Genomic DNA, 26,541 nt, shown 5'->3' on the forward strand with positions numbered 1-26,541 from the left:
AAAACAAGGTGATCAGTCGCGGCCCGCGGCGATGGGCCGCCGAGGGTCGGCGCACCATTCGCTCCACGAGCCGGCGTACAGGCGGCCCATGGGCAGGTCAGCAATTTCCATGGCCAGCAGGTTGTGGCAGGCGGTCACGCCCGAGCCGCACTGCGCCACCACCGCGTCGCCACGGTGCGCGCCCAGCACGGCCCGCCATTCGGTGGCCAGCAGATCGGCCGGTTTGAAGTGGCCATCGGGCCCCAGGTTGTCGGTGAAGGGCCGGTTCACCGCGCCCGGGATGTGGCCGGCGCGGGGGTCGATCGGCTCCACCGTGCCGGCATACCGCTCGGCCCCTCGGGCGTCCACCAGCAGCGCATCGCGGCTGTGCAGGTTGCGTTCGACGAAGCGGGCGTCGACCCACAGGTGATCGTGTGTCACCGGCGCTTCAAAGACCATCGCTTCGTGCCGTGGCGCTTCAGTAGACACCGCGCCGCAGGCCGCCACCCAGGCCTGCCAGCCGCCGTCCAGCACACGCACCTGACGGTGTCCGAGCCAGCGCAACAACCACCACAGGCGGGCGGCGTACATGCCCCCTGAACGGTCGTAGGCCACCACCGGCGCGCCAAAGGCAACGCCCTGCGCGCCGAGCCAGCGCACCAGGGCACCGGCCTCGGGCAGGGGATGGCGTCCGTTGGTGCCGGTCTTGGCGCCGGAGAGGTGCTCGTCCAGATGCGCATGCACGGCGCCGGGAATATGGCCCTCCGCGTACTGCCGCGCACCGGCGAAGGTGTCGCCCAGGTCGTGGCTGCAGTCCACCACCCGCACCTGCGCCAGTTGTCCCAGCAGCTCGCCGGCCGTGATCAAGGCTGTGTGGCGCGCCATCAGATCACCCCCGCTTCGCGCAATGCCGACATCTGTGCGCCCGACAGGCCCAGCTCCGCGGCCAGTACGCCCTCGGTGTCGGCGCCCAGCTGAGGCGGTGGCCGCAAGTCCACCGGTGTGCGGGAAAAACGGAAGGGGCTGCGCACCACCGGCAGCGCGCCGTGCTGCGGGTGCTGCACCTCGGCGCGCAATCCACGGTGCACCACCTGCTCGTGCCCGAAGGCGTCGGCAATGCTGTTGACCGGGCCACAAGGCACGCCCTTTTCACCGAGCTGGGTGGTCAGCGCGCCACGCAGCATGGTCTGGGTCACGGCCTCGATCTCGAGGTCGAGCTCGGCGCTGTGCTGCATGCGCGCGGCGTTGGTCTGGAAACGCGGCTCGGAGAGCCATTGCTCGCGCCCCAGGGCCTTGCACAGGCGGGCCCATTGCCCGTCGTTTCCGATCTGGATCAGCAGCGGGCCGTCGGCGCAGCGGTAGCAGTTGGACGGGGCGAACAAGAGACTGCCGTTGCCCGCGCGGCCGGCCACGCGGCCGGTGTTGAGGTAGTTCTGCGACAGGTGGGTGGTGGCGGCCACCGCCACGTCGAGCAGGGCCACATCCAGGTGCTGACCTTCGCCAGTGCGCTCGCGGTGGAACAGCGCGGCCAGCACCGACGAGGTCGAGATCATGCCGGTCATGACGTCGACCAGGGGCACCATGGAGCGCATGGGCCCGGCGCCGGGCCTGCCCTCGGGGATGCCGCAGGTGCTCATGATGCCGGACACCGCCTGCAGCACCGGGTCGTAGCCCGGCCAGGAGGCCATGGGGCCGTCCTGCCCGTAGCCGGTGATGGAGCAATAGACGATGCCGGGGTTGACGGCGCGCACGGCGTCGTAATCAAGTCCGTAGCGCTTGAGATCGCCCACCTTGAAGTTCTCGGCCAGCACGTCGCAGCGCGCGGCGAGGTCCAGCACGATCTGGCGGCCGGCGGCCTGGGTGAAGTCCAGGGTCAACGAACGCTTGCCCCGGTTGACGCTGATGTAGGACGGCGTGTCGCGTGTCGGCTGGCCGTCGGGGTTCTTGAGAAATGGCGGGGAGTGGCGCATCTCGTCGCCCACGCCGGGGCGTTCGATCTTGTAGACCTCCGCGCCCATGTCGGCCAGGGCCTGTGTGCACCAAGGCCCTGCGAGCACGCGGGTGAGGTCCAGCACCTTGATGCCGGAAAGGATGTGTTGTGTCATGGATGACCTGTGGCTGCCGGGTGGCGTCAATCGATCTGGATCCTGGCGCGGCTTCGGATGTCGGCGACCTTCCTCAGGTCGGCCCGGATCAGCTCGCCGAAGGCACTGCCGGTGAGCAGGGACATCTCCAGGCCAGCGGCCTGGAAGGCCTTGCGGGCCTCGGGATCGCCCACGATGTCCTTGCCGACGGCGGCGATCTTCTCCACCACCTCAGGCGGCAGCCCCGCTGGCCCCACCAGGCCGAACCAGCCGAACAGATCAACGGCCGGCCCGCCCGACTCGGTGATGGTGGGAATCTGTGGGTAGGCCTCGACACGCTGCCGGCCGAGCGTGGCCAGGATGCGGATGCGGTTGTCGCTGGCCTGCGTCAGCACGATGGGGTCGATCATCATCTGGATGCGGTGGGCCATCATCTCGGTGAGGCCGGCCGCCGAGCCCTTGGCCGGCACGTGCAGCATGTCGCTGCCGGTCAGCAGCTTGAAGTATTCGCCCACGAAGTGACCAAAGGAGCCGATGCCGGACGAGGTGTAGTTCAGTTTGCCGGGTTCTTTTTTTGCCAGGGCCACCAAGTCGGCCACCGTGCGCACCGGGAGATCGCTGCTGACGGCCAGGAACTGCGTCGCGTCGACCACCTTCATGATGGGCGTGACCAGGCGCGCGGTGTCGTAGGGGCTGGGCTCGCGGCCGGCCGACTGGATCACCAGCGCGCCGTTGTTGGCCGACAGCAGGGTGTAGCCATCGGGCTTGGCGCGCATGACGGCCTGCGAGCCGACCACGCCCGCCGCGCCGGGCTTGTTCTCGACGATGAAGGGCTGGCCCAGCGCCTTTTGCAGGCGGTCGGCCACCAGGCGCGCGACCACATCGTTGGTGCCACCCGGGTTGTAGGGCGAGACGATGGTGACCGGGCGCGAGGGCCAGCGGTCCTGGGCCAGGGCACGGCCGGTCGCCACCAGGGGCGCCGCCGCCGCCGCGGCCAGCAAGGTGCGGCGACGCAATGAGGTGGGCGTGGCCAGGGCGTGGGAGGGTTGGGTGGGGTTCAATGCTGTCTCCGTCTTGTGGTGGTGCGCGGGGCGTCGCTCTAGAAAATCTTGTCGGGGTTGAGGATGCCGTGGGGGTCGAGCACGCTCTTGATCTGCCGCATCAGATCGACCGCCGGCGCGCCGGTCTCGCGCAGCAGAAAGGCCTTCTTGTGGTAGCCGATGCCGTGCTCCCCGGTGCAGGTGCCACCCATGGACAAGGCCAGGTGCACGATGGCCTCGTTGAGCGCCTCGGCGCGGTCGCGCTCCGCCTCGCTGTCGGGGTCGACCACCATCAGCACGTGGAAGTTGCCGTCACCCACATGGCCGAAGATCATGTGGGGAAAGGGGGCGTCGGCCATGATGGCGGCCGCGCCTTCGATCGACTCGGCCAGACGGGAGCGCGGCACGCAGGTGTCGGTGGTGATGATCTGCGCGCCCGCCCGCACCTGGCGGCAGCTGTAGTAGGCGTGGTGCCGGGCCTGCCAGAGCCGGGTGCGCTCCTCGGGGCGTTCGGCCCACTGGAAGTCCTCGCCCGCGTGCTGTTGCGCGATCTCGCTCAGCAGGCCGATCTGCTCTTCGAGCGAGGCCGGCGAGCCATGGAATTCCATGAACAGCGTGGGCCGTTCGCGCAAGGCCAGCTCGGGCGTGGCGGTATTGATGGCGCGGATGGAACGCGCGCACAGGTACTCGCTGCGCGCGATCGGCAACCCGGCCTGAATCGCCTCGATCACCGTGCTCACCGCCGAGTGCGCGTCGGAGAAGGTGATCACCGCCGCCGACACCGACTCGGGCAGCGGGAACAGCCGCAGCGTGACTTCGGTGATCACGCCCAGCGTGCCCTCGGAGCCCACGAACAGGCGGGTCAGGTCGTAGCCCGCGGCGGACTTGACGGCCCGGGTGCCGGTGTGGACCACCCGGCCGTCCGACATCACCACGGTGAGGGCCAGCACGTTCTCGCGCATCGATCCGTAGCGGACGGTGTTGGTGCCAGAAGCGCGGGTAGCGGCCATGCCACCCAGGCTGGCGTGTGCCCCCGGGTCCACCGGGAAAAACAGGCCTTCGGTGCGCAGGGCGGCGTTGAGCTGCTCCTTGGTCACGCCCGCTTGCACGGTGGCGGTGAAATCGCTGACGTCGATGCGCACGATGTGATTCATGCGGGACAGGTCCAGACAAACGCCGCCACGCGTGGCCAGCAACTGCCCCTCGAGCGACGAACCGGCACCGAAGGCGATGACGGGGACGCGCTGCGTGTTGCACAGCGCCAGCACGGCCTGCACCTCGGCCTCGTTCTCGGCAAACACCACCACATCGGGCGGTGTCGCGGGAAACGGCGACTCGCCGCGTCCATGCTGTTCGCGCACCGCCGCGGCGGTGGAGCAGCGATCGCCAAAACGCGCCCGGAGTTCGTCCAGCAGGGCCTCGGGCAAGGCGCTCGGTTCATGGCGGTCCATCATCAGCATCCAGTGAATTGGGGGGCACGCTTCTCGCGGAAGGCGCGCACGCCTTCCTGGGCGTCGGCGCTCTGGACCACGCGGTCCACCAGGGCACCCGTGCGGTACATGGTTTCCGAAGGGCTGCTGGGCAGCGTGGCCAGGGTCAGCTCCTTGAGCTGCGCCAGCACCAGCGGCGCCGACTTTGCCAGCTGGGCGGCCATCTCCAGCGCCACCGCCATCTGCTCGCCGTGTGGCGTGACACGGTTGACCAAACCCACATCATGGGCACGGGCGGCCGACACCGGGCCGCCGAGCAGCATCAGCTCCATCGCGATCTTGTGTGGCACCCGCACGCCCAGGCCGGCAATCAGTCCCTTGGACACACCCACGCGCGCCTCGGGGTACAGAAACTGTGTGGTGTCGGAAGCCACGCAGAGATCGCAATAGGCGACGATGGCCAGCGCCAGGCCAACCACATGGCCTTGCACCACCGCGATCAGCGGCTTGCCGACCACGATGCCCACGTCCGGCACCGCGCGCCAGAACTGCTCTGGCGGCGCCGTCAGATCGGCGCCCGCGCAGAAGCTGTCGCCACTGGCACACAGCAGGCCCACACGATCCTCGCCGTCTCGCAGCCGCTCCAGCGCGGCCCTCAGTTCCTCGCACATGCGCGCGGTCATGGCGTTGCGCTTGTGCGGCCGCTCGAGGGTGATGACGGCCACACCCGCTTGCGAGCGGTAACTCACCGATCCTTCGCTCATCCGTGTCTCGCTCTTTCTTGTCTGGCCGCGCCATCAACAGGTGGCGCGGAGCCCGCACTCTAGGCCGGTCCATTCAAAATAAAAAGCGAGAAATTCTTTAGGATTCACAAGCAAACAGATAACAATACAAGCGCTATCGCTCCCCGATTCATGCAAGTCAAGATCCGACAACTCAAGGCCCTGGACGCGGTGGTCCGCCTGGGCAGCTTCGTGGAAGCCGCGCAGGCGCTGCACGTGACGCCGGCCGCGCTGAGCCTGGCCATCCGCGAGCTGGAGGAATGTGTGGGTTTCCGGGTGCTGGAGCGCACCACGCGGCGCCTGGCCCTGACCGACGCCGGCCGCGGGTACCTGGTGTTCGCGCAACGCGTGCTGTCGGAGCTGGAAGCGGCCGAGCGCTACGCCCGCGACATCCACGCCGGCCATGCGGTCGTTCGCATCGCCACCACGCAGACCGTGATCGCCACCCTGCTCACACAGGCGCTGATCGACGTACACCGGTCCTTCCCCCACATCCGCCTGCAACCCCTGGACGTGGCGGCCAACGGGATCGTCGACGCCTTCGCCAGCGGTGCCGCGGACATCGCCATCGGGGTCAACCTGCCCCTGGACGAAGGCATGGAGTCGCAGCTGCTGTTCGCGTCGCGCTGGTTCGCCTATCTGGCCAGCGGCCACCCCCTGGGACGCCGCCGCCGACTCGACTGGCACGAACTGGCGGGCCACAGCCTGTTCATGACCAAGTCATCGAACTACCTCAAGCTGCGCGCGGCGCTGGGCCGTTCGGTCGACCTGGTCGACGTGCAGGAGTCCACCGCCACCGCCGGCATCGCCATGGCCTCGGTGGGCTCCGGCATCGCCGTCTTCCCCGGTTATGTGCAGCCGATCGCCAAGGTGCTGGGCGTCAAGTGTGTGCCCATCGTCGCCCCGGCCATTCCCCACGAGCTGTACATCGGTGTGCGGCGCCAACCGTCCAGCAGCGCCCCCATCCACCTGGTCCGCGACGCCATCGCACGCGCGGTGGCCCAGCAATGCCAACACCTGAAGTGACGGACACCCAGGGCGACTCTCCAAAAAAAAGAGCTCCCTGCGGGGAGCCTAAACCTTGGAAATGGGGTGCCCCTCAGTGCTGGAACGCCTGGCGGACCAGCGCCTGGAGGCCATCGTCACGGGTGAAGCCCAGGGCATCGGCGAGGTCAGTGCGCAAGGGCGGAAATCGGCCAAACAGGGCTTCGATGTGTTCGTCCGGGTCATAACGGACCAGGCCGTGCGCGGCGGTGCCATGAACTTCGGCAATGGCATCCACCAGCTGGTACATGGAGAAACGCAGCGCGGGCAAGGTCCACGCCCGGCTGGCCGTGCTGCCGTCCAGCACCAGCGTGGCGGCATGAAGCAGTTGATCGAGCAAGCAGGGCAGGGACGAGGCCCAGGTCGTGGCCGACGCCGACACCGGGCACACGAACGGCCGGCCCGCCGCCAGCTCGCGGATGATGTCGCTCAGGAACGCGGACAGCTGGCCAGTGGGTGCCGGCGGCCGGGCCAGCACGCCAGGAATGCGCACGGCGCGGCCATCGATCCAGCCGCGCCGGCTGCAATCGCTCACCAGGATTTCGCCGATGAGCTTTTGTGCGCCATAGGTCATCTGGGGCCGGGCTGGCGTGTCGTCCGTCACCTGCGCCGGCATGCGCCCCAGCACGGCGATGGAGCTGGCGAACACAAAAATCGGCGCCCGTCCGCCACGCTCCACCTGCGCCTGCCCCAACTCCAGCAGTGTCTGCGTGGCATCCAGGTTCACACGCCGGGCGCGGCGGGGATGTTGCTCCGCCGTGCCTCCTGGCAGGCTGGCCAGGTGAAACACCACATCGATGGCTTGATGGCCCAAGGCGGAGGCCAGCCAGTCGGCGTCGCCGATGTCGCCCGCGAGTGTGCGCACCGACACAGGCGCGGAAATGGCCGCCGCGGCGGGCAGCGGCGCGGCGAAGTCCAGGTCCACCAACGTGAGCTGCTGGATGGCACGCCCCCGCAAGACGCCGCTGGCCAGCAGGCGCCCGACCAATGCGCTGCCCACAAAGCCCGAGGCGCCGGTGATGACGATATGCATGGGGTCCACCTCAGGCCTGCGCCACCACGCGCTGATCGATGGCACCGAAGGGACCGTCACGGCCATCGTCGAAGCGGGCCGACATGCGCACCTGGTCGCCAAAGCGCATGAAGCCCGTGCGGATCTCACCGAGGTCGATTTTTTCGATCACACGTCGCTCCGCCACACAGGCCGAACCCGCTTCCCTCGAATGGTTGGACACGGTGCCGGAGCCCACGATGGTGCCGGCCGTGAGGCGGCGCGTGCGCGCGGCGTGGGCCACCAGTTGCCCAAAAGAAAAATTCATCTCGCCACCGTGCGGTTCACCGAACCGCTCACCATTCCACTGGACCCCAAGCCGCATGTGCACCCGGCCATCGCGCCAGGCGCCGTCCAGTTCATCGGGGGTGACCGCCACTGGAGCAAACGCGGTGGACGGCTTGGCCTGCAGGAAGCCAAAGCCGGTTTTCATCTCGTGGGGCCCCAAGGCCCTCAGGCTCCAGTCGTTGATCTGCACGATCAGCCGCACGGCGGCCAGTGCGTGCTCGGGCGAGGCTCCCATGGGCACGTTGTCGCAGACCACACCGAACTCGCCCTCGAAGTCGATGCCGTCCTGCTCGCTGGGCAAGGGCACATCGTCGTGTGGTCCGAGGAAGTCGTCGCTCGCGCCCTGGTACATGACCGGGATGGTGTCGAAGTGGGGTATCGGTGGTGTGTTGAAGGCCTGTTCCATCAAGCGCCCGTGGTTCAGGAAGGCCGATGCGTCCAGCCACTGCGGGCTGCGCGGCAGCGGCGCCCCACAGGCGCGGGGGTCGAAGGCAAACGCCGCCGCAAGTCCACCGGCGTTCAGCGCGTCATACCGGGCCTGCAGGCAGGGCGCCAGTTGGCTCCAGCCCTGCAGTGCCTCCAGCAGGTTGGCGGCCAGGTCGGGCACGGCAACCGCCTGGCGGCCGTCGCGAGATACCAGCACCATTTGCCCGTCCAAGCTGCCGTTTTTCAAGGTGGCGAATTTCATACAAGCTCTTTCAAAGTCAGTTGCCGTCGGAGATGGTCGTCCCACCATCGACGACAAGGTTGTGCCCGGTGACAAAGCCACCTGCCCTGCTTGCAAGCATGGCAACGACGCCCGCGATTTCGTGCGGCTCGCCGACCCGCCGCAAAGGCGTGGCCTGCAGCCGGCGGGCCATGAATCCCTCATCGGCCAACAACCCTTGTGCCAGCGGCGTGCGGATCAGGCCCGGGGAGACGGCATTCACCCGAACCCCTTGCGGCCCCCACGCCACCGCGAGATTGCGTGCCAGTTGGGCGAGCGCGGCCTTGGACAAGCCGTACAGGCCGATGGCCCGGTTGCCTCGCAAGCCCGCGATGCTGGACATCAGGACCACGCTGCCCCCACCCCGCGCCGCCATGCCGGGAATCAGATGACCGCACAGGCGTGCCGCGCTGCGCAGGTTGATCTCCATCACCTGCTGCCAGTCGGCATCGGTGCAGGCATCCAGCGGCCCGGCCGGCCCCTGAACACCTGCGTTGCTGACCAAGACGTCACATGGTCCCGCCTCTGCCGCCAGCGCGGCAACAGCGGCCGGATCGGCCAGGTCGGCTGCCATCCCGCAAGCGTTGGGCAAGGACGACGCGACACGCGCGCAGGCAGCGGCATCGCGGTCGGACACCAGCACCCGCGCGCCCTGCCCGGCCAAGGCCTGCGCGATCGCCAGGCCCAGTCCCTGCGTGGCGCCCGTCACCAGTGCCGTGCGCCCCGACAGGTCGAACAGACCCGCACTCATCGCGCGGCCAGGGCCTGGGCAACGGCCGGGTCGTATTGACCGTCCACCAGCACAAACAACATCCGGCAGAGCTGGCCCGAGCGATTCGCCCAGGCATGGTTGGTCCCTCGCTGCACGACCACGCTGCCGGCTTTGAGCAAGACCTCACCCTCATCCAGAACCAGGGTCATCTCGCCCTCGATGACGATGCCGTAGTCGACCGACTCGGTGCGGTGCATCAGCGGGTGGGGTGAGTCGGCCCTCACGGTGGACGCCTGCGCGTCACCGATCTGCGCAAAGGCGTCGTGCATGCGTGCCGCGCCATGGGCCAGGTAGTCTGCGGTGTCGGGCGGGATGTCGACGATGCGCATGCGCGTGCCGTGGCGCGGGGGAGGCAACACGATGGGGCCAACCGTGGGGTCCGGCCCGTTGTTGACTGGCGCGGGTGTGGCGTCGGTGCTCCAGACCTCGTGGAAGATGGTGCCTGGGATAGCCGCGATTTCGATCACGCTGGGCAGCGGGCCGTTGCTCGTGACGATGGCGCGTCCATCGGCATCGTGGCCGGTGACGACGCGGTGAATCGGGGGGAATGACATGGAATCTCCTGAAATCTAGGGGCGTTCGGCGCGCAGCGACACCGCGGCGGTTCTGAAGGCTTCTCGGCCCTGCGCCAGCAGGACCGGCCAGGCGGTGCGGCGCGAGGGCAAGCGAACTGGTGGCTGCGTCATTCGACGGTGATGTGGTTGTCTTGCACCACGCGCGCCCAGCCTTTGGCATCCTCGGCCAGGAAACGCCTGAACGCGGCGGGCGTGCTGCCATCGGGCACCAGGCCATAGCCACTCAAGGTGGCGCGGAAGTCGGGCGATTGCACGATCTGGTGGGAATGGGCCACCACGGTTTCGACGATGGCGTCCGGTGTGCCTTTTGACGCGAACACACCATGCCAGGATTCACCGACGAAGCCTGGGTAACGCTCCGCAATCGGCGGGATGTCCTTCAAGGCTTCCACGCGCTGCGCGCTGGTGATGCCCAGCGCGCGCAGCTTGCCGCCCTTCAACTGGCCGATGGTGGTGGTGCTGGCATCCAGCGCCACGTCGATGCGGCCCGCGATCAGGTCGGGGATGTAGTAGTCCTTGTAGGGCACGTGGGTGAGCTGGATACCGGCCTGGTTGAGCAGGTAGGCCATGACCACGTGCAACGACGTGCCCACGCCAGCGCTGGCGTAGGTCAGCTTGCCGGGCTCGGCCTTGGCGGCACGCACCAGATCGTCCAGTGACTTGTAGGGTGCATCGGCCGCCACCAGCAGAACAAAAGGCACCGAGAGAATGCGCGTGATCGGCACGAAGTCGTCCGCGCTGTAGGGCAGCTTCTTGTAAATGAACGGATTGATCGAGAAGGTGTTGTTGACGGTCCAGAACAGGGTGTGGCCATCGGGCGCCGCTGCCGCCGCGGCCTGTGCCGCGATAAGGGTGCCCGCGCCCGGCCGGTTGTCCACCACCACCGGCTGGGCCGCGAGCTTGGCGAAGCGTTCGCCCCAAAGCCGCGCGATCACGTCCGGCGACGTGCCGGCCGGAAAGGGAACGATCAGGCGAACGGGCCGCGTGGGGTAGCGCGGCTGGGCGTGCAACGCGGGAAAAACAGCGGACATGGCCAAGGCACTGGCCCAGCGCAAAGCAGCGCGCCGACCGGCCAGCTGAGGAGAAAGCATGGAATGTGTCATGGTCATTCTTCAAAGATGGCAACGGCGCGCGTCCAGCCGGCGCTGGCCCCGCGAATCTTGTGCGGGAAACAACTGATGGTGAAGCCGTGGGCTGGCAGCGCCTCCAGGTTGTGCAGCTTCTCCAGATGGCAGTAGCCGATGTCTCGGCCGGCCTTGTGGCCTTCCCAGATCAGCGCCTTGTTGCCGGTCTCGGCCACCTTCTGCGCGGTGTAGGCAAAGGGCGCGTCCCAGCTCCAGGCATCGGTGCCGGTGAGGCGCACGCCGCGCTCCAGCAGGTACATGGTGGCCTCGTAGCCCATGCCGCAGCCGGCGCTGACAAAATCGTTGTGGCCATAGCGGGAGCCGGCCCGCGTGTTGACCACCACGATGTCCAGCGGCTCCAGCTCATGACCGATGCGCGCCAGCTCGGCCTCCACATCCGCAGCGGTCGCCACATATCCATCGGGGAAGTGGCGGAAGTCCAGTTTGACGCCAGGCTGGAAGCACCACTCCAGCGGCACCTGGTCGATGGTGATGGACGGGCGGGCGCCACCGTTCTTGGCGTCTTGCGTGGAGTGGAAATGCCAGGGCGCGTCGAGGTGGGTGCCACTGTGGGTGGTCAGCGTCACCCATTCGGCGGCAGCGGCCTCGCCGTCCGGGTAGTCCTCGGGTTGTGTACCGGGAATCATGGCCATGAACTCGGGCAGCGTGTCGGCGTGCTTTTGGTAGGTGATCTTGGGTGCCAGCGGCGGGGGGTCGGAGAGCACGTCGTTTTCGAGATAGATCGACAGATCGACCAGGCGGTTCTTGCGTTTCATGTGAGGGCCTCTTGCCGTTGAACGGCATGGGGAGAAGGAAGGCGTGAGAAGCACACCAGTGCCAGCGCCGCGATGAGCACAGCCGCCACGACCAGGCTGCTGTAGCCCAAGGACTTGACCAGGGTGCCGCCCAGCACCGGACCGATGGCGGCGCCCGTCATCAACATGGCGGGCGTGGCGGCCAGCGCACGGCCACTTCGATCCAGTTGGGCCAGGAGGCCGAAGGCGAAGGTGTGCGTGAAGATCATCACGGCGGCGAACACCGAGGCCGCCGCTGCGTAAGGCGCGAACTGGGTGGACAGCATGATCACGGCCACCAGCAAAGCCTGTGCAGCGGCGCCACACAGCAACACGTTGCGCGCGGCCAGGCGCTTTTCCAGCCAGGCAGCCAGCGCGGGCGGCGCCAGGTTGACGATGCCCAGCGCCACCAGCACGCCGGTGATGGCAGCAGCGCCAAAACCCCGGTCGCTGCCCACGCGCTCCAGGAAGCTGAAGGCCATCGCCTGCACCAGACCCATGCAGGCGATGCCGACAATGCCACACCACACGGCGGCCGCGAGGGGCTCGCGTGCCGCGGCGGATTGCGCCGGTGAGCGCATGTTGTCCGGCACCGGGAACGCCAACATGGCGGCCAGTGCAGCCACAGCCATCACGACCGCGAATACCTGAAACAGCACCGGACCGCCGAGTCGAGCGACCAGTGGCGGCGTGGCGCCCATGAACAGAATGCCGAACACGGCCAGCGCCATGCCGACGATGGCAAACAACCGGTGCGGGTTGCCGCTGCGGGCGATGGTGCCGTGGGTCGCACTCAGCGCCGCGCCCGAAGCCGTGCCGCCCAGCGCGTGCAACACAGCCAAGGTCCCAAAGTCCTGCGCCGTGGAGGCCACGCCAAACACCAGCGCGGCCAAGCCAAAACCCAGGGTCGCCACCACCCGGACGTTCAAACGATGGAAGCGTGAAGCCAGGGTCACGCTGGCCAGCACCGCGCCGATCAGAAACAGTGAGGCGAGTGAGCCGGCCTGCTGGGCGTCGAAGCGGTACTGCGCCACCAATGTCCCGACCCAGACCGGCAGCGCCACCAGGTCGACCATGCCGGCGCAGTGGCCAACCATCAGCGCGACGCGCCCGCGTTTTGAATCCGTTGTTGTCATCGTGTGTCTCCGTATCGGTTCATTCATGGCGTTCGCAACACCGTGCGAAAACCCACATGGGAAGTCCCCAGATCCGCCTCCTGGGGGTGACGTGCAGCGGCGCGGTAACGCACGCAAAAATCGGGGGCGCACAGGAACGAACCACCCTTGATGACCGCGATGTCGGGTCCCGGCGCTGCGCCCGCTCCGGCCCGCGCTGCGACGGGATCACCACTTTGGCTGCCCATCCGCGCTCCCCGGTAGGGATCGCGCGTCCACTCCCAGACGTTGCCGATCAGGTCATGCAAGCCATAGCCGTTGGCGACGTAACAGCCCACAGGTGCTCGCCCGGCGTGGCCGTCCTCGCCGGTGTTGATGTCGGGAAAACTTCCTTGCCAGTAGTTCGCTGTCGGCGTGCCATCCACGCCACGCGGCTCATGTGCGCCCCGATTCCCGCGTTCGATGCGCTCCGGGTCCCCTCCACCCAGTGCGGCCCATTCCCACTCGTCCTCGCTGGGCAGCTCTCGCCCCAACCAGCGGGCATAGGCTTGTGCGTCGCCACGGCTCAGCTGCACGGCGGGTGCCTGCGGGTGATCGGCGGCGTTGCTGCCCGGCCCTTCCGGGTGTCGCCAACTTGCGCCTGCCACCAGCGCCCACCAGCTGTTGGGCGCCACCAGCCGTCCCCGCGCCGGAGCGCTGAAAACCACCCCAGTGCCCTCCCGTTCGGCGTCCGTGACATAGCCCGTGGCCGCCACAAAAGCGGCGAACTGTGCGTTGGTGACCTCGGTACGGTCCATCCAGAAGTCCTTCACGCTGACGGCGCCTTTGGGCGCTTCGTCGGGGTAGCCGCTGGTGCTGCCTGGCGTGAAGCGGCCCGCTGGCACAGGCAACATGCCGGCGCGTGATCCTGGGCCAAAGCCCGCCGGCAACCCATTGAACTGTTCGCATGCGGAACGGCTGCCGAGCACAGGCTGTTCGGTGCGCACGGTGGCCTGTGCCGCCCACCAGCCATGGGTCGCGCCCACCACCGCCAAGGCGACAGCACACCCAAATGAAAGCCACACGTGGTTCATCGCCCGCTGTAGGCCTGGGCCTGCTCAAGCACACCGGCGCGGCGCACGTAGCTGTCCCATTGCGCCTTCAGTGCCGCCACGATCTCCGGGTGCTGGTCTGCAAGGTCCTGCGTCTCACCTCGGTCGGTGTGCAGGTCGTACAGACGCCACGGCACGTCGGCGCGGCGCACCGGCGTCGGCGACAGCAACGGTGTCTGGCTCAGTTTCCAGCGCCCCTGGACAACGTAGCCTGTGCCCAGCAGCTCACTGGCATGCACACGCGTTGCCACCTGAACAGGCGACGCCACCGATTGCAAGGCTGGCCACATGGACAAGCCCTCTATCGGCTGCACCGACCGCCCCTGGTGGTGGGCTCCGGGCTGGGCCACCCTGGCCGCCTCCAGCACCGTCGGCAGCACGTCGCTCACGTGCATCCAGGCATGGCTGTCCGGCAGCCCACGTGATTGGCGCGGCATCTTCATGATCAGTGGTGCGCTGGTGCCACCTTCGGCCCCCTCGAAGCCCTTGAACAAGCGGAACGGCGCCGCGCTCACTTCGGCCCAGCGCGGTCCGTAAGCCACCATGGAGCCAGGCCGCCCGATGTTGGCCGGGGTGTTGTCCACCTGCGTGCCAGGCACGGGTGGCGCATAAGGCGGCGCGCCTTCGGCGCCGTTGTCCGACATGAACAGGATCAGCGTGTTGTCGTACTGGCCGCTGTCTTTCAGGTACTGCACCAGGCGACCCACGTGGGCGTCCAGGTTGGCCACCATGGCCGCATAGACCTCCATCAACCGCGCTTCGCTCGCACGTTCCCCGGCGTTCAGTTCACTCCAGCGCTTGGGTCCCGTTCCGCCTTCAGCCACACTGGGCACGCCGCCAAAGGGCAACATGCCAGCCGGCATCAGTCCCAGCGCCCGCATGCGCTCGATGCGGCGCGCGCGGACCACCTCGTAGCCCGCGTCATAGCGCCCCTTTTGCGCGGCAATGTCGGCCTCTGGTGCTTGCAGCGGCCAATGTGGCGCGGTGTAGGCAGCGTAGGCGAAAAAAGGCTTGCCGCTGCCACGTCCACCTTCGATATAGCCAATCAACCGGTCGGTGAAATCCTTGGTCGAGTAGAAGTCCGCCGGCAACTGGGTCGCGGGCAGCAGAACACCATCCTCGGCATAGGTCACCAAATCCATGGGTGTCGGGGGCGTGGGTGGTGCGTAATGGCTGGCGCCGCCATTGACCAGCGCAAACGACTTGTCGAAGCCACGCGCGTGCGGCAAAGCCTCCGGCTTGATGCGGTACCAGGTACGCACCTGCGCATCGGGCGCCTTGACCTCATAGGCCAGATGCCATTTGCCCACCATGGCGGTGCGGTATCCGGCATCGCGCAGCAGTTCCGGCATCGCCACGGCATTGGCGCTCAGGTGGCCCCTGTAGCCAGGTGGGACGCTGTCGAAGTCGATGCCGTTGGCCGCGCCCCAGGGCGCTTGCATCGGTCGGTTGCCGGTGATGTTCATGCCCACCACCTCGGCCATGTTGCCCATCTCTGCCAGGTGGTGGTCGGTGCCCGTCATCAGGCTGGCGCGCGTGGGTGAGCACACCGCCGCGGTGTGGAAGTTGCTCAACCTGCGGCCGCCAGCGGCCAGGGCATCGAGTTGGGGCGTGGCAATCTCGCCGCCGAAGGCACCCAGGTCCGAATAGCCCAGATCGTCGGCCAGGATCACCAGGATGTTCGGGCGTTGGCCCACCGCCGCGGCTGAGGTGGACTGGCGATCACCGGGGGCGGTGCAAGCGCACAACGCAACAGCCAACGCCAATGCCGTCATGTACCGACCGCACGGGACAGCCGTCACGCCGGCCGCTGTGTCATCTCTGTGTGGCATCGGGCGTTCAGATCGGATCGGCCAAGGCCATCAGTGAGCTGCGCATGATGCGGGCGTGCTCTTCCTTGTCACCATTGGCGATCTCGATCTCGCCCAGCCGGGCCGAGTTCTCCACCACCATGCGGCAACGTTCCCAGCGTCGGGCCTCGAATGCGGCCAGCCCGGCTTCGGTCTCGGTATGGCGGTCCAGCTCCTCCGCCAACACCAGTGCGTCCTCGATGCCAATACAAGCGCCCGAGGCCAGGTGAGGCGTCGTCGCATGCACCGTGTCGCCGATCAACACCACCCGGCCGCTGAACCAGGGCCTGGGCATGAGCAAACCCTCCAGTGGGCGAAAGACAATCTGCGAGTCATCACCAATCTGGCTGCGGATGGCCTGCAACGTGGGCGCGGGGAAGTCGTCCAGCAAGGACCGCAACTGGGTGGCGAAGGTGGAGGGGTCCACGTGTTCGTTGCTGGGGCGAGGTTCGGTGACGAACAGGTACATCTCGGTTTTGGACACCGGGTTCACGCCGGGTTTGATGCGTGGCCCCATCCACATCGTGGCAGTTTCGATTTCCGGCGGACGCGGCAACACGGCACGCCACACGGCCTGGCCGCTGTAGGTCGGCTTGGGCGCTTGCGGGAACAGGGTTTCGCGCAGCTTGGAATACAGACCGTCGGCGCCAATGACCAGGTCGTAACGGCGTCGCTGGCCGTCGGAGAACACCACGTCCACGCCCTCGGCATCCTGCTGCAGGCTGGTGAAAGTGTTGCCCAGGTAGACCTTGGTGCCGCTGGCCCGTGTGGCGTCGGCCAGGATGCGCGCCAGGACTGGCCGCATGATGGCGCCGCCGCCCGGCACGTCGGCCCCCGCGATGCGGGGCGTCGGCAACTCGGCCACCTGGGGGCCGTGTGGCAGGCACAGCTTCACACCGTCGCTGGCATTGCCCTGTGCCAAGAAGGCGTCGAGGATGCCCAGGGTGCGGAAGGCGCGCAGCGTCGCGCCCCCCAGGCTGATGCCAGCGCCGTAGCTGCGCCAGCCCGGGTCGATCTCGACCAGGTCCACCTCGGCCCCCGACTTGCGCAGCTGGATGGCGGCGGCCATGCCGGAGAAGCCGCCACCGATGATGAGAATGTGTTTTTTCATGGGTGTGCTCAGTAGGTGAGGCCAAAGCCAAAAGGATAGAGGGTGTCCGCTTGCGGATAGCCGGGCACGTCAGGCTGGTTGTCGACCACCGCCTGCAGGTTGTTGGCCAGCGCAAACGGCAGCTTGCCTTGTGGTTTGAACTGGCCGCTCACGACTTCCAACAAGGCCTTGTCGCTGACACCAAACGTGGCCAACAAGGCGCCGGCGTTCTTCAGTCCACTGGCGTCGTCGAGCACATAGGGGTTCCGGAAGTAGATGGCCAGGACCGTCTTGCTCGCACCCACCTCGTTCATCACGGCCTTGATGTCATCCAGCGATGGCGAAACCTTCCATGACTGCGAGGCCGCCATGGTGGTGAACGACAGGTTGTTGACCTCCCAAGGCAGGGCACCGCCAAAGATCAGGCCCGCAAACGTGTTCGGCCCCACCTGCCCATCGTCCACACAGCCGGAATTGGTCGCAGGGAACAAGATGCAGTTGTCCTCTGCACCCCAAACCTTGCCGGTGACCGGGTTGAGCTTGGTCGGATCGGCGCCGGTGTCTGCGCCCTTGGTGCGGTAGCCGCCGGTGTTGACGTTGCTGACCTGCACACGAATGAGGGCGTAATCGTGGCCGGCTGCGCTCGGGCGTGTGCCCGGCGTCGTGTAGTTGCCATCGGTCACGGTGTAGCCATGGCTTTGCGCGTCTGTCACGCCCACACCCATGGTGTACAGCTTCGCACCGGCGGGCAACGGCAATGTCTTGCCGCTGCCCTGGGCCTTGTTCTGCAACAGCACGATGGACTGCTTCTGCACCAACTGGCCTTTGACCCGGTTCGCCTCGCTGCCGACCACACCGCTTGCCAGTGCTTCGTCAACATAAGGGTTCTCAAACAGACCGAGCCTGAACTGCTCGGTCAACAGCCGGCGCGCGGACTCGGTGATACGCGCCTCCGTCACCAAACCGGCGCCCACCAGGTCGGTGATGGTTTTGTTGGAGGTGTAGCCCGACAGGATGTCGTTGCCGGCGTTGATGGCCGCTGCAACACGTTGTGGCACAGACTTGCCTTCCAGCCCCCATGCACGGTCGTTGATCACGCCGGTATCGGAGTTCACGTAACCTGAAAACCCAAGCTTGCCACGCAACAAATCGGTGACGATCTGTTTTGAGAATGCGAAACCGGTTTGTTCGTAGGTGACACCCTCATAGGTCAGGTTCACCGGCACGCCGTAATAGGGCATGACGGCAGAGACACCGGCGTCCATGGCTGCCTTGAAGGGTTTGAGGTGGTCGGCAAATGCGCCACCTGGGTAAACCTGACGCTTGCCAAACGAATAATGCGGATCCAGCCCCTGTTCCTGCGGACCACCGCCAGGAAAGTGTTTCATGGTCAGTGCCACGGCAGAGCCTGGGTTGACCGGGCCACCCTGCAGGCCCTTGACCAGTTCGGTCATGATATTGGCCGTCAGGTTGGCATCCTCGGTGAATGTCTCGGAAACCCGGTACCAGCGCGGCTCGGTCGCCAAATCGGCCATGTAGCCATACATGCCACGCAGACCGATGGCACGCCATTCGGCACCCATGACGTCGGTCAATGCCTTCACCGCCGACATGTCGCCCAAGCCAAGCGACGCTGCCGCGATACCGGCTTCGCGCGGAAATTCGGTGAATGCCCCCGCACCCGAAGAGATCCCGAAGCGCGGGTCATTGTTGTAGTGGTTGCGCGCGTTGTCTTTGAACTGAACCGGAATGCCCAGGCGCTGGGATTCTGCGAGTGCCTGGACCGCGTTGGTGAACTGAGCCATCTGCAAGGGCGTGACATTGAAACCTGAGCGCCCAGGTGTCACGCTGCCATCACACGCATCGCCGACCGCCTTGACCGTGTTGCGCAGAACGAAGCGGGTCATCTTCTGCGTACTCACGTAGTTGTTGGTCTGGGTATTGGCGAGCCCGCCACCACAGCCCGCGTTCAAGGTGTCGATCAACATCATGCCGGCTTTTTCTTCCAGCGACATGCGGCTCACCAGGTCATCGACTCTCGTGCCGGTGCTATTGCGCCAGTCCTCGTAGGCGTCAAGTTGCCCGTTCCCATTGGCATCGCGGAACTTGAAGCCGTCCACGGTCAGAATGGTTTTGGAACGAACGCCCAACGCCGGCTGCTGAAGATCATTGGAACCGCCGCAGGCCACCACGCCCACCAGGGTCACCGTGGCGGCCATCGGCAACGCTGCCCATTTTTTGAACAATGGGCCATCCACTTTTTTACAGCTCATCTCAGTCTCCTCAATTATTGGGATCAACCATTTTTTTCAGCTTTTCCCATACCAACGTCTTCGTGCAACACCACCAGGCGTTGGGTTGCCTGCTCCAAGACCGATACCGATACAGGCTCCAGGGCCTGCCCTAGACAAGGCCCCAGCACACAGGCGCCGGTCACGATGTCGAAGCGCGCACCGTGGGCGTGACAGACGATGTGCTGACCATCACCGCTGAGGTAGGCGTCCTTGCGCCAGGCCATGGGTGTGCCGCCCAGATGGGGGCAGGCATCGCGATAGGCATAGACGCGCTCGCCCCGTCGCACCAGCAACACCGTGTCCTGCCCGCGGCCATCGGTGTCGAAGCCCCGCGACTTGCCATCAGGCAGATCATCGAAGTCACACAGGTGTTGGGCGCTCATGTCGCAAGCCCAGATCAGTGTTTGGCTCCGGCGCCGGGCGGTGGGCCGGATGGGGCCCACTTCTCACGGTGCTGAAACAGGAACAGCTGCGAGGCGTCGGCACTCATGGGCACTTCGCGTTCGGTCCAGCGGTTGTCGTGTTGGTCCATGTCGGCGTCGTACTCCACATGACAGCCCAGCGGTGAATTGAAGTACCAGAACCAGTTGCTGCCGAACTTGTGGCGTCCCGGCCCCCAGAAGCTTTGGTAGCCCTTCTCCACAAAACGGGTACCCGCCAGCAACACCTCGGTCGGGCCGCCCATGTGGAAGGTGAAGTGCTCGCAGCCCTTCATGAACGGCGGCGTCTGGATCATGAACAGGGTGTGGTGGTCCAGCGTGCCAGCGGGCCGCAGGAAGGGGCCCACGCCGGTGAAACGGTCGGTGCTGACAAAACCCAGGCGGGTGTAGAAGGCCTCGGCCTGGGCGGCGTCAGGGACGAAATACACCACGTGCGAGAGCGAACGAGGCAGCGCCGGCATGTCGGGCGACAGGCCCAGGGCATTGGGTCCGCGCTGCGGTGCGGCACCTGGGGCATTCACGGTTTCGGCGGGCAGGCGCAAGGGGCGGCGAACGGTCACCTGAAAAGCCAGGGCAAAGCCCATGTCGTCGCGGGCGCGCACCACCCCCCCCTCGCGGGTGACCTCGCGGTCACGGGCGAGTTCGGTGGCGATCGCATCGAGTGTGGCGACGTCGGCCACGCCGTAGACGGTTTCGCGCAGCATGCTGGCGGTGCCCATCCCTGCCGGCAAGCTGGCATCGTCCTTGGCGCGCACCAGCACGGCGGTGCCGTCCAGCGCTTCAAAGCGGCCACCGCCCGCATCGTTCAGTCCGTAGTCGATCAGGTATTGGTGGCAGGCAGGGACATCGTCCACGCCAAAAACAAGGGCATCGAGTCCGATGATGTTCATGCTTCTTTTCCTAGTGGTGGTTCAGGCAGTGGTGCGGCCGCCCAGGGTCTCGGCGACCCAGTCGGCGATGTAGTGGCCGGCGTTGATGCTGTTGTCGAAACTGCTGTGCTGCACGCCGCCTTCGCGGTCGGTGAACACCTTGAGTTCGCGCTTGGGACTGTTGACCAGTTGTTCGTAGGTGCGGTGGGCCCACTTGAGCGGGATCTGCGAATCCTTCTCGCCGTGGGTGACCAGGAAGGGCACGCGGATTTTTTCGACCACGCCATCGAGGTGAACGTTTTCCGCGATGCGCATGAAGTCGTCCATGTCCTTGGCGCCCCAGACCCATTGCACGTGGCTCCAGTAGTGCGGCACCGGGAAACTGCCTTCTTTTTCCAACCGGCGCTTTTGCACATCGCGCCAGTCATGGTTGGCACCCCAGACCACGCCACAGGCAAAACGCGGCTCCATGGCGACAGCGCGCGGGCAGTAGTAGCCGCCCAGGGACACACCCTCACAACCGATGCGCTGTGGGTCCACCTCGTCACGTGTCTCCAACCAATCCACCACGCGGCTGGCCCAGTGTTCGCTGTCAAAACGTGCCGTCAGCCCATGCAGGCGAAGCGCCTCACCGGTGCCGGGCTGGTCGACGATCAGGGACGAGACGCCCCGCTTGGCCAGCCACATCGGCAGGCCCACGCGGTACTTCATCTCCTTGGTCGAGTCCAGGCCGTTGAGTTGGACCAGCACAGGCGCTTTGCCCGACACGCCCTCGGCACGCACATACAGCGCGGACAAGACCTTGCCCTCGTACGGAATTTCGACCCGCTCGCAGTTCTCGCCGCTCAGGCGCAAGCCCTTGGCAAATACCTCCAAAAAGCGTTGGTACAAGGCCAACCGGCCCGGCGCGCCATGTGCCTGCAGGCGTTCGCCGGTCAGGTAATAGGTGGCGGCGCGGTTGTATTTCTCACCGGCGGACAGCAGCCGACCACGGGCTTCGTCTTCCGCGGCCAGTTCGCACAGCCGATCCGCCATCGCCGACCAGGTTGCGCGAAACGCCTGCGTGCCGGCGGCATCGGGTGCCTTGGCGGCCTCCTGGAGTGGAGCGCACATCACCTCGATCTCGCCCATGCGGGCGCCCATCTCGATGGCCAGGTTGACCGACAGATTCCAGACGTAGTTGGTGGGGAAATACTTGAACATGGGGGTGTTGTGGATCAGGTTTTGGGGTGGGATGGAGTGCGTTCCAGCGCGAAACGCCCGGGGTCCGACGCGGCCAGCACGAGCAGGCCACCCGCGATGCCGACGTTCTTGAAAAAGGACAGTCGCTGGAACAGGGCCTGCGACCCTTCGGCCGCCCAGAAGTCATGGAACAACACGGCGGCCAAGAGGGTGAAGATGGCCAACGCCAGCGCCGCCCACCGGATGCGCCAGCCCAGCAGCACCGCCAGGGCACAGAGCACCTCCAGCCCACCGCTCAATCCCGCCAGCAGCGACGCACCCGGCAGGCCTTTGCTGGCGATGAAGCCGGCCGTGGGGCCCAGGGACGTGAGCTTGGCGATGCCGGATGGCAGAAAGAGCACAGCAAGGCCGATGCGGCCACACAGGGCCAGCGCGTGGTCAAAGGAGGTCATGACGGTCTTGGGGTTGTTGGCCATCGGTGATGGCGGGTTCATTCGCTGACGCCTGTTCGGCGGCCAGCATCTGATCGAGCACCCGGCGCGCCCGCACCGCTGGCGCATCGATGTCGAGCAAAACGGGCTTCATGTCCCAGAAGGACCGACCGGCCAGGGCACGGTGCTGGGCCTCGACCATGGGCTTGTCCTCGCGCAGGAAAGGTTCGCGCAAACCCATGACGTTCTGATGCGCGGCGTCTTCCGCCCAGGCGCCCAAGGCCTTGGGCATGGCCAGCGCGTAGAAGTAGCAGGTTTTGCCCGCGCTGGCTGGCGTGAACAGGTGCACCTGCGGCGTCTGTATGCCTTGCTCGCGGGGCGTGCCCGCCAGCGCGATATCGGCCTGGAGGTACATGCTGGCGGGCGCGTCCCACCGCACATCGAGCCAGCGGTCGCACAGCGCCTGGTCGGGCAGACCCGTTGCCTGGTAGAGAAAGGGTGGCAGGATCTCGCCACGGATCACCCGCCGCGACCAGACGGTTTGGCCCTCCACCGTCACCGTGGTTTTGCCCTCGCCCGACTGACCACCGCCCAAGGTGCCCGGGTGCAAGAATTCGATGTGGCTGAGATCGAGGATGTTGTCGCTCTCCAGCACGTAGTTGGCGTCGATCTCCATCTGCGCCTTGCCCACGTACCAGTCGGCCGTGTCCAGAAAGGGGAAAGCGGGAATCCGCGCCGGGTCGGCCTGGGCCGGATCGCCCATCCAGACCCACAGCAGGCTCCAGCGCTCGACCACCGGGTAGGTCTTGACGGCGGCGGCCGCCGGAATGCGTCCGTCGCCGTGGGGGTTGTGGATGCACTTGCCGTCGGCACCGAAGCGCAGGCCGTGGTAGCCACACTGGATAGCGGTGCCACCATCACAGAGCTTGCCCATGGACAAGGGCGCAAAACGGTGGGGGCAGCGGTCAAACAAGGCGTGAGGAGCGCCCGTGTCATCGCGATAGAACACGAGAGGTTCATCGCAGATGCGCCGGGCCAGCATCTGCCCTGGCATGAGCTCGTCGGCCCAGCCGATCACGTACCAAACATTGCGCAGAAAAGTCACGCTGCCTCCTTGGTTGTGCCCGGCTTGAGCAGGAAGTGGGCGAGCGCGGGCAACAGCACGAGGGCGCCCAACATGTTCCAGATGAACATGAAGGCCAAGAGCAAGCCCATGTCGGCCTGGAACTTGATGGGACTGGCGACCCAGGTGATCACGCCCACGGCCAGGGTCACGCCGGTCAGCATCACCACCTTGCCGGTGAACAGCAGCGCGCGGTAGTAGCTCTCTGACAGGCTCTTGCCTTCGCGCAATTGCGCCAGGGTGATGCTGAGGATGTAGAGCGCGTAGTCCACGCCTATGCCCACGCCCAGGGCGATCACCGGCAGCGTGGCCACTTTCACCCCCATGCTCAATCCCACCATCAACGCCTCGGCCATGAAGGACGTGACCACCAGCGGCAACACCGCCACCACCACCGCCCGCCAGGAACGGAAGGTGATGAAACACAGCAGCACCACGGCCCCATAGACCAGCAGCAGCATGGTGCGCCAGGCGTCCTTGACAACGATGTTGGTGGCGGCCTCGATGCCAGCGCTGCCCGCCGCGAGCAGGAACTGGGTGTCGGCGGTGTTGTTGTCGCGGGCAAAGGCCTCGACGTGGTCGACCACCCGCGTGAGCGTGTCGGCCTTGTGGTCACTCAGGTAGACATAGACCGTCAGCAAACCACAGGCATCGTTGTACAGGCCACGCGGCGCGCCAGCCGTCACGGTGTTGAGCATGTCCTGGTTCGGCAGGAATTCGTACCAGCGCGGGTTGCCTTCGTTCAGACCCGAGAGCACGCGGCGGTTCAGCAGCGCCAGCGTGTTGGTGTTTTCCACGCCGTCGATCTGGCGGAGCTCCCATTCCAGCGCATCCACCTTGTTCAACGTCTCAAAGCGTGAGCACTGGCCATCGGGTGTCTTGACCATCACCGCCAGCACGTCGCTGCCGGCACCGTAGGCGGCGTTCATGAAGGCCACGTCGCGGTTGTAGCGGCTGTCGGCGCGCAGCTCCGGTGCGCCAGGGTCGAGGTCGCCGATCTTGAGCTGCGTGCTGGCGACAAAACCCCCGGCCCCCATCACCAGCCCGGCGACCACCGCCACGGTGGCCCAGCGGCGCTCGGTGAACCGGTCCAGAAACGCCCAAGCGGGGTGTTTGCTGCTGCCGGCGGCATCTGCTGCTTCGGCCCTCAGGCTGCGCGCGGCCGCCTGCGCGCTCACGCCGGTGTAGCTCAGCAACACCGGCAACAGGATCAGGTTGGTGAAGATCAGCACCGCCACGCCGATGGACGCGGCGATGGCCAGTTCGCGGATGACCTGGATGTCGATCACCAGCAGCACCGCAAAGCCGACAGCGTCGGCCAGCAATGCGGTCAAGCCGGCCAGAAACAGGCGCCGGAAGGTGAAGCGTGCGGCCACCAGCTTGTGCACGCCACGGCCCACGTCCTGCATGATGCCGTTCATCTTTTGGGCGCCGTGGCTCATCCCGATGGCAAACACCAGGAAGGGCACGAGGATGCTGTACGGGTCGAGCGCGTAGCCCAACAAAGGCAACAGTCCGAGTTGCCAGACCACCGCGATCAGCGAGGCCAGCACCACCAGGGCCGTGGAGCGCAGGCAGCGTGTGTACCAGAACACCATCACGGCGGCGATGAGCACGGCGATGCCAAAAAACACCAGCACCGCACGCACGCCATCGATCAGGTCGCCCACGATCTTGGCAAAGCCGGTGATGTGCACCCGCACACCTTCGGCCTCGTAACGGGTTCGCAGGTGTTCAAGGCTGGCCGACAGCGTGGCGTAGTCCACAGCCCGGCCATCGGCGTCCTTGGACAGCAGTGGCACAAAGATGACGGAGGACTTGGCGTCGCGCGCCACCAGCTGCCCGATTTCGCCTGAGCGGGCGACGTTGGCTGCCAGCTGTTGCAGCTTGGCTGGCGAACCATCAAAGCCATCGGGAATCACAGGCCCGCCTTCCAGGCCCTCCTCGGTGACGCCCACCCAGCGGGTGGTGGGTGTCCACAGCGATTTCATGCGCATGCGGTCCACACCCGGCAACAGGAACACCTCGTCGGAGAACCGACGCAGGGTGTCGAGGTACTTCGCGTCGTAGATGCCACCTTGTGGCGCTGCCACCGCGATGCGCACCGTGTTCCCCAGGCCACTCAGGTCGTTCTGGTGCGTGAGGTAGTTCTGCACATAGCGGTGCTGCGTGGGGATGGTTTTTTCGAAGCTGGCGTTGAGCTGCAGGCGCGTGGCCTGCCAGCCCAGCAACACGGTGAGCAGCGCGCACAACAGCACCACCAGCCAGCGGTGGTTGAACAACGCACGCTCGATCACGGAACCGGAGGCCGGGTCGAAAGGGGCCGATGTGTCCATCACACCGGCGGGGACAGCAATGCCGGCCATCAGAAACGCTCTCCCTGCTCATTCAATTCGATCGGACCCTGCGCGCCCAGCGCCAGCCACGTGCTGCCATCGATCAACACGCCGGTGGGCGTGGGCCAGGCGGTCTTGTTCACAGGGCGCAAGCCTTGTTCACTCAGTGCCAACACAAACCCCGCCTGGTTGACGAAGAGGGCCTGGCCCTGCGCATCGCGCGCCGATGCCACGATGGACGCGGGCATGGGGTTGGCCATTTGTGCCCAGGTGCCGCCACCGTCGCGGGTCATCCACACGTTGCCCCGCAAACCGGCCAGCACGTACACGTCGTCCGCCAGCATTTCCGCCGTGAACCAGCTTCCCGCATAAGGTGTCTTGAGGGCCTTGAAGCTATTGCCACCATCCACCGACAGCAGCGCCAGGCCCTGCTCGCCGGCGATCAAGACCCGCTCACCCCGCTGACGGACGGCGTACAGGTGGTTGCCGCGGGGGTTGGGCAGACGACCCATCCAGCTGGTCCAGTGGACGCCGCCGTTGTCGCTGGCCATGGCAATGCCGTAGGCCCCCACCACCAGCAGGCGCTGCGCGTCCCACATGTGGGCATCGAGGAAGGGCTTGTCGGGGCCATCGGCCACCAGGCGTTCGGCATCGCGCAGCAACACAGGGTCTGCACCTGCCTGCGCGGCTTCGAGGGCCAGCTTGGCCAATCGACGACCATCAAGCTGCAATGTCCACTGTTGCCCACCGTCACGGGTGACCAGCACGGCGCCCCCATGACCCACGGCCACCCCATGGCGGTCGTCCGCGAAACGCACTGTGGTCAGGGTGGTGCTCACCGGGCTGGCCACCTGCTGCCAGGGACCGCGGGCCTCGGCCTGGCGCAGGATGACGCCACGCTCACCCACCACCACCCGCTGCTGGCCGGCGCGGGCGGCCGAGAGCACCAAGGCGTTGCGTGGGTTCTTGAGCACCAGCGCCGGGCGCTCCAGCGCATCGGCAACGGGGCCCGCCGCCGCCGGCAGGCCGGCCGCCAAAGCCCAACTCATGA

General features: G+C 66.5%; 24 protein-coding genes. 1 reads left to right on the forward strand and 23 read right to left on the reverse strand.

Features of this window, described 5'->3' with window-relative positions; translation table 11 throughout:
- Nucleotides 1-12: 12 nt before the first annotated feature.
- Genes AAHB17_RS12365 through AAHB17_RS12385 form a run of 5 tightly spaced genes read right to left on the reverse strand, consistent with a single transcriptional unit; the run spans nucleotide 13 to nucleotide 5,297 of the window.
- Entirely contained in the window at nucleotides 13-864 is an 852-nt protein-coding gene (locus tag AAHB17_RS12365) for a sulfurtransferase (RefSeq protein WP_342130891.1), read from the reverse strand.
- Nucleotides 864-2,084 carry a CaiB/BaiF CoA transferase family protein gene (locus tag AAHB17_RS12370; RefSeq protein WP_342130892.1) on the reverse strand — a complete coding sequence of 407 codons (1,221 nt, stop codon included), beginning with the start codon at nucleotides 2,082-2,084 and terminating at the stop codon, nucleotides 864-866. Before AAHB17_RS12370 ends, AAHB17_RS12365 begins: the two co-directional genes overlap by 1 nt.
- 26 nt (nucleotides 2,085-2,110) lie before the next feature.
- Entirely contained in the window at nucleotides 2,111-3,124 is a 1,014-nt protein-coding gene (locus tag AAHB17_RS12375) for a Bug family tripartite tricarboxylate transporter substrate binding protein (protein ID WP_342130893.1), read from the reverse strand.
- Between the two features lie 38 nt (nucleotides 3,125-3,162).
- Nucleotides 3,163-4,557, reverse strand: coding sequence for an FAD-binding oxidoreductase (locus AAHB17_RS12380; RefSeq protein ID WP_342130894.1), 1,395 nt, complete (start codon nucleotides 4,555-4,557; stop codon nucleotides 3,163-3,165).
- Nucleotides 4,557-5,297 carry an enoyl-CoA hydratase/isomerase family protein gene (locus tag AAHB17_RS12385; protein WP_342130895.1) on the reverse strand — a complete coding sequence of 247 codons (741 nt, stop codon included), beginning with the start codon at nucleotides 5,295-5,297 and terminating at the stop codon, nucleotides 4,557-4,559. The genes AAHB17_RS12380 and AAHB17_RS12385 overlap by 1 nt, the downstream gene beginning before the upstream one ends.
- A gap of 150 nt (nucleotides 5,298-5,447) precedes the next feature.
- On the opposite strand from AAHB17_RS12385, the gene AAHB17_RS12390 reads away from it, so the two are divergent.
- Complete coding sequence (locus AAHB17_RS12390; RefSeq protein ID WP_342130896.1) at nucleotides 5,448-6,341, forward strand: LysR family transcriptional regulator; 894 nt, start codon at nucleotides 5,448-5,450, stop codon at nucleotides 6,339-6,341.
- A 73-nt stretch (nucleotides 6,342-6,414) separates the two neighbouring features.
- Here the strand turns inward: AAHB17_RS12390 and AAHB17_RS12395 are convergent, their stop codons facing one another.
- The 18 genes from AAHB17_RS12395 to AAHB17_RS12480 form a co-directional block, all read right to left on the reverse strand.
- Entirely contained in the window at nucleotides 6,415-7,392 is a 978-nt protein-coding gene (locus tag AAHB17_RS12395; RefSeq protein ID WP_342130897.1) for an NAD-dependent epimerase/dehydratase family protein, read from the reverse strand.
- Between the two features lie 10 nt (nucleotides 7,393-7,402).
- The gene (locus tag AAHB17_RS12400; RefSeq protein WP_342130898.1) at nucleotides 7,403-8,386 is read right to left on the reverse strand and encodes a fumarylacetoacetate hydrolase family protein; all 984 of its coding nucleotides are present in this window, start codon (nucleotides 8,384-8,386) and stop codon (nucleotides 7,403-7,405) included.
- Between the two features lie 16 nt (nucleotides 8,387-8,402).
- Entirely contained in the window at nucleotides 8,403-9,155 is a 753-nt protein-coding gene (locus AAHB17_RS12405) for an SDR family NAD(P)-dependent oxidoreductase (RefSeq protein WP_342130899.1), read from the reverse strand.
- On the reverse strand, nucleotides 9,152-9,730 hold the full coding sequence (locus AAHB17_RS12410) for a cupin domain-containing protein (RefSeq protein ID WP_342130900.1): 579 nt from the start codon (nucleotides 9,728-9,730) through the stop codon (nucleotides 9,152-9,154). Before AAHB17_RS12410 ends, AAHB17_RS12405 begins: the two co-directional genes overlap by 4 nt.
- A 128-nt stretch (nucleotides 9,731-9,858) precedes the next feature.
- Complete coding sequence (locus AAHB17_RS12415; protein ID WP_342130901.1) at nucleotides 9,859-10,854, reverse strand: Bug family tripartite tricarboxylate transporter substrate binding protein; 996 nt, start codon at nucleotides 10,852-10,854, stop codon at nucleotides 9,859-9,861.
- Nucleotides 10,855-10,856: 2 nt separating this feature from the next.
- Nucleotides 10,857-11,651 carry a cyclase family protein gene (locus tag AAHB17_RS12420; protein ID WP_342130902.1) on the reverse strand — a complete coding sequence of 265 codons (795 nt, stop codon included), beginning with the start codon at nucleotides 11,649-11,651 and terminating at the stop codon, nucleotides 10,857-10,859.
- Nucleotides 11,648-12,805, reverse strand: a complete 1,158-nt coding sequence (locus AAHB17_RS12425) for an MFS transporter (protein ID WP_342130903.1) — start codon at nucleotides 12,803-12,805, stop codon at nucleotides 11,648-11,650. The genes AAHB17_RS12420 and AAHB17_RS12425 overlap by 4 nt, the downstream gene beginning before the upstream one ends.
- A 23-nt stretch (nucleotides 12,806-12,828) precedes the next feature.
- Complete coding sequence (locus AAHB17_RS12430; RefSeq protein WP_446719593.1) at nucleotides 12,829-13,857, reverse strand: formylglycine-generating enzyme family protein; 1,029 nt, start codon at nucleotides 13,855-13,857, stop codon at nucleotides 12,829-12,831.
- Nucleotides 13,854-15,572, reverse strand: a complete 1,719-nt coding sequence (locus AAHB17_RS12435; RefSeq protein ID WP_342130905.1) for an arylsulfatase — start codon at nucleotides 15,570-15,572, stop codon at nucleotides 13,854-13,856. Before AAHB17_RS12435 ends, AAHB17_RS12430 begins: the two co-directional genes overlap by 4 nt.
- Nucleotides 15,573-15,714: 142 nt before the next feature.
- Nucleotides 15,715-16,836, reverse strand: a complete 1,122-nt coding sequence (locus AAHB17_RS12440) for an FAD-dependent oxidoreductase (protein ID WP_342130906.1) — start codon at nucleotides 16,834-16,836, stop codon at nucleotides 15,715-15,717.
- Nucleotides 16,837-16,844: 8 nt separating this feature from the next.
- Nucleotides 16,845-19,088, reverse strand: a complete 2,244-nt coding sequence (locus AAHB17_RS12445) for a glycoside hydrolase family 3 protein (RefSeq protein WP_342130907.1) — start codon at nucleotides 19,086-19,088, stop codon at nucleotides 16,845-16,847.
- A 23-nt stretch (nucleotides 19,089-19,111) separates the two neighbouring features.
- Nucleotides 19,112-19,492 carry a Rieske (2Fe-2S) protein gene (locus tag AAHB17_RS12450; protein ID WP_342130908.1) on the reverse strand — a complete coding sequence of 127 codons (381 nt, stop codon included), beginning with the start codon at nucleotides 19,490-19,492 and terminating at the stop codon, nucleotides 19,112-19,114.
- 14 nt (nucleotides 19,493-19,506) lie between these two features.
- Nucleotides 19,507-20,439, reverse strand: a complete 933-nt coding sequence (locus AAHB17_RS12455) for a VOC family protein (RefSeq protein ID WP_342130909.1) — start codon at nucleotides 20,437-20,439, stop codon at nucleotides 19,507-19,509.
- 21 nt (nucleotides 20,440-20,460) lie between these two features.
- Nucleotides 20,461-21,621 (reverse strand): alpha/beta hydrolase family protein, encoded by a 1,161-nt coding sequence (locus tag AAHB17_RS12460; protein ID WP_342130910.1) that lies wholly within the window; start codon nucleotides 21,619-21,621, stop codon nucleotides 20,461-20,463.
- 14 nt (nucleotides 21,622-21,635) lie between these two features.
- Complete coding sequence (locus AAHB17_RS12465; RefSeq protein ID WP_342130911.1) at nucleotides 21,636-22,052, reverse strand: DoxX family protein; 417 nt, start codon at nucleotides 22,050-22,052, stop codon at nucleotides 21,636-21,638.
- Complete coding sequence (locus tag AAHB17_RS12470) at nucleotides 22,039-23,136, reverse strand: aromatic ring-hydroxylating dioxygenase subunit alpha (protein ID WP_342130912.1); 1,098 nt, start codon at nucleotides 23,134-23,136, stop codon at nucleotides 22,039-22,041. The genes AAHB17_RS12465 and AAHB17_RS12470 overlap by 14 nt, the downstream gene beginning before the upstream one ends.
- The gene (locus AAHB17_RS12475; protein WP_342130913.1) at nucleotides 23,133-25,520 is read right to left on the reverse strand and encodes an efflux RND transporter permease subunit; all 2,388 of its coding nucleotides are present in this window, start codon (nucleotides 25,518-25,520) and stop codon (nucleotides 23,133-23,135) included. Before AAHB17_RS12475 ends, AAHB17_RS12470 begins: the two co-directional genes overlap by 4 nt.
- On the reverse strand, nucleotides 25,520-26,539 hold the full coding sequence (locus AAHB17_RS12480; RefSeq protein WP_342130914.1) for a WD40/YVTN/BNR-like repeat-containing protein: 1,020 nt from the start codon (nucleotides 26,537-26,539) through the stop codon (nucleotides 25,520-25,522). The genes AAHB17_RS12475 and AAHB17_RS12480 overlap by 1 nt, the downstream gene beginning before the upstream one ends.
- Nucleotides 26,540-26,541 lie beyond the last annotated feature (2 nt).

This window comes from Hydrogenophaga sp. OTU3427 (genome assembly GCF_038440225.1).
GTDB lineage: Bacteria > Pseudomonadota > Gammaproteobacteria > Burkholderiales > Burkholderiaceae_C > Hydrogenophaga.

Bases quoted from the DNA above. Each gene is read 5' to 3' on its own strand.
- AAHB17_RS12365 (WP_342130891.1), bottom strand. From the start codon at position 864: ATGGCGCGCCACACAGCCTTGATCACGGCCGGCGAGCTGCTGGGACAA.
- AAHB17_RS12370 (WP_342130892.1), bottom strand. From the start codon at position 2,084: ATGACACAACACATCCTTTCCGGCATCAAGGTGCTGGACCTCACCCGC.
- AAHB17_RS12380 (WP_342130894.1), bottom strand. From the start codon at position 4,557: ATGATGGACCGCCATGAACCGAGCGCCTTGCCCGAGGCCCTGCTGGAC.
- AAHB17_RS12385 (WP_342130895.1), bottom strand. From the start codon at position 5,297: ATGAGCGAAGGATCGGTGAGTTACCGCTCGCAAGCGGGTGTGGCCGTC.
- AAHB17_RS12390 (WP_342130896.1), top strand. From the start codon at position 5,448: ATGCAAGTCAAGATCCGACAACTCAAGGCCCTGGACGCGGTGGTCCGC.
- AAHB17_RS12395 (WP_342130897.1), bottom strand. From the start codon at position 7,392: ATGCATATCGTCATCACCGGCGCCTCGGGCTTTGTGGGCAGCGCATTG.
- AAHB17_RS12400 (WP_342130898.1), bottom strand. From the start codon at position 8,386: ATGAAATTCGCCACCTTGAAAAACGGCAGCTTGGACGGGCAAATGGTG.
- AAHB17_RS12405 (WP_342130899.1), bottom strand. From the start codon at position 9,155: ATGAGTGCGGGTCTGTTCGACCTGTCGGGGCGCACGGCACTGGTGACG.
- AAHB17_RS12410 (WP_342130900.1), bottom strand. From the start codon at position 9,730: ATGTCATTCCCCCCGATTCACCGCGTCGTCACCGGCCACGATGCCGAT.
- AAHB17_RS12415 (WP_342130901.1), bottom strand. From the start codon at position 10,854: ATGACACATTCCATGCTTTCTCCTCAGCTGGCCGGTCGGCGCGCTGCT.
- AAHB17_RS12420 (WP_342130902.1), bottom strand. From the start codon at position 11,651: ATGAAACGCAAGAACCGCCTGGTCGATCTGTCGATCTATCTCGAAAAC.
- AAHB17_RS12425 (WP_342130903.1), bottom strand. From the start codon at position 12,805: ATGACAACAACGGATTCAAAACGCGGGCGCGTCGCGCTGATGGTTGGC.
- AAHB17_RS12430 (WP_446719593.1), bottom strand. From the start codon at position 13,857: ATGAACCACGTGTGGCTTTCATTTGGGTGTGCTGTCGCCTTGGCGGTG.
- AAHB17_RS12440 (WP_342130906.1), bottom strand. From the start codon at position 16,836: ATGAAAAAACACATTCTCATCATCGGTGGCGGCTTCTCCGGCATGGCC.
- AAHB17_RS12445 (WP_342130907.1), bottom strand. From the start codon at position 19,088: ATGAGCTGTAAAAAAGTGGATGGCCCATTGTTCAAAAAATGGGCAGCG.
- AAHB17_RS12450 (WP_342130908.1), bottom strand. From the start codon at position 19,492: ATGAGCGCCCAACACCTGTGTGACTTCGATGATCTGCCTGATGGCAAG.
- AAHB17_RS12455 (WP_342130909.1), bottom strand. From the start codon at position 20,439: ATGAACATCATCGGACTCGATGCCCTTGTTTTTGGCGTGGACGATGTC.
- AAHB17_RS12460 (WP_342130910.1), bottom strand. From the start codon at position 21,621: ATGTTCAAGTATTTCCCCACCAACTACGTCTGGAATCTGTCGGTCAAC.
- AAHB17_RS12465 (WP_342130911.1), bottom strand. From the start codon at position 22,052: ATGACCTCCTTTGACCACGCGCTGGCCCTGTGTGGCCGCATCGGCCTT.
- AAHB17_RS12475 (WP_342130913.1), bottom strand. From the start codon at position 25,520: ATGGCCGGCATTGCTGTCCCCGCCGGTGTGATGGACACATCGGCCCCT.
- AAHB17_RS12480 (WP_342130914.1), bottom strand. From the start codon at position 26,539: ATGAGTTGGGCTTTGGCGGCCGGCCTGCCGGCGGCGGCGGGCCCCGTT.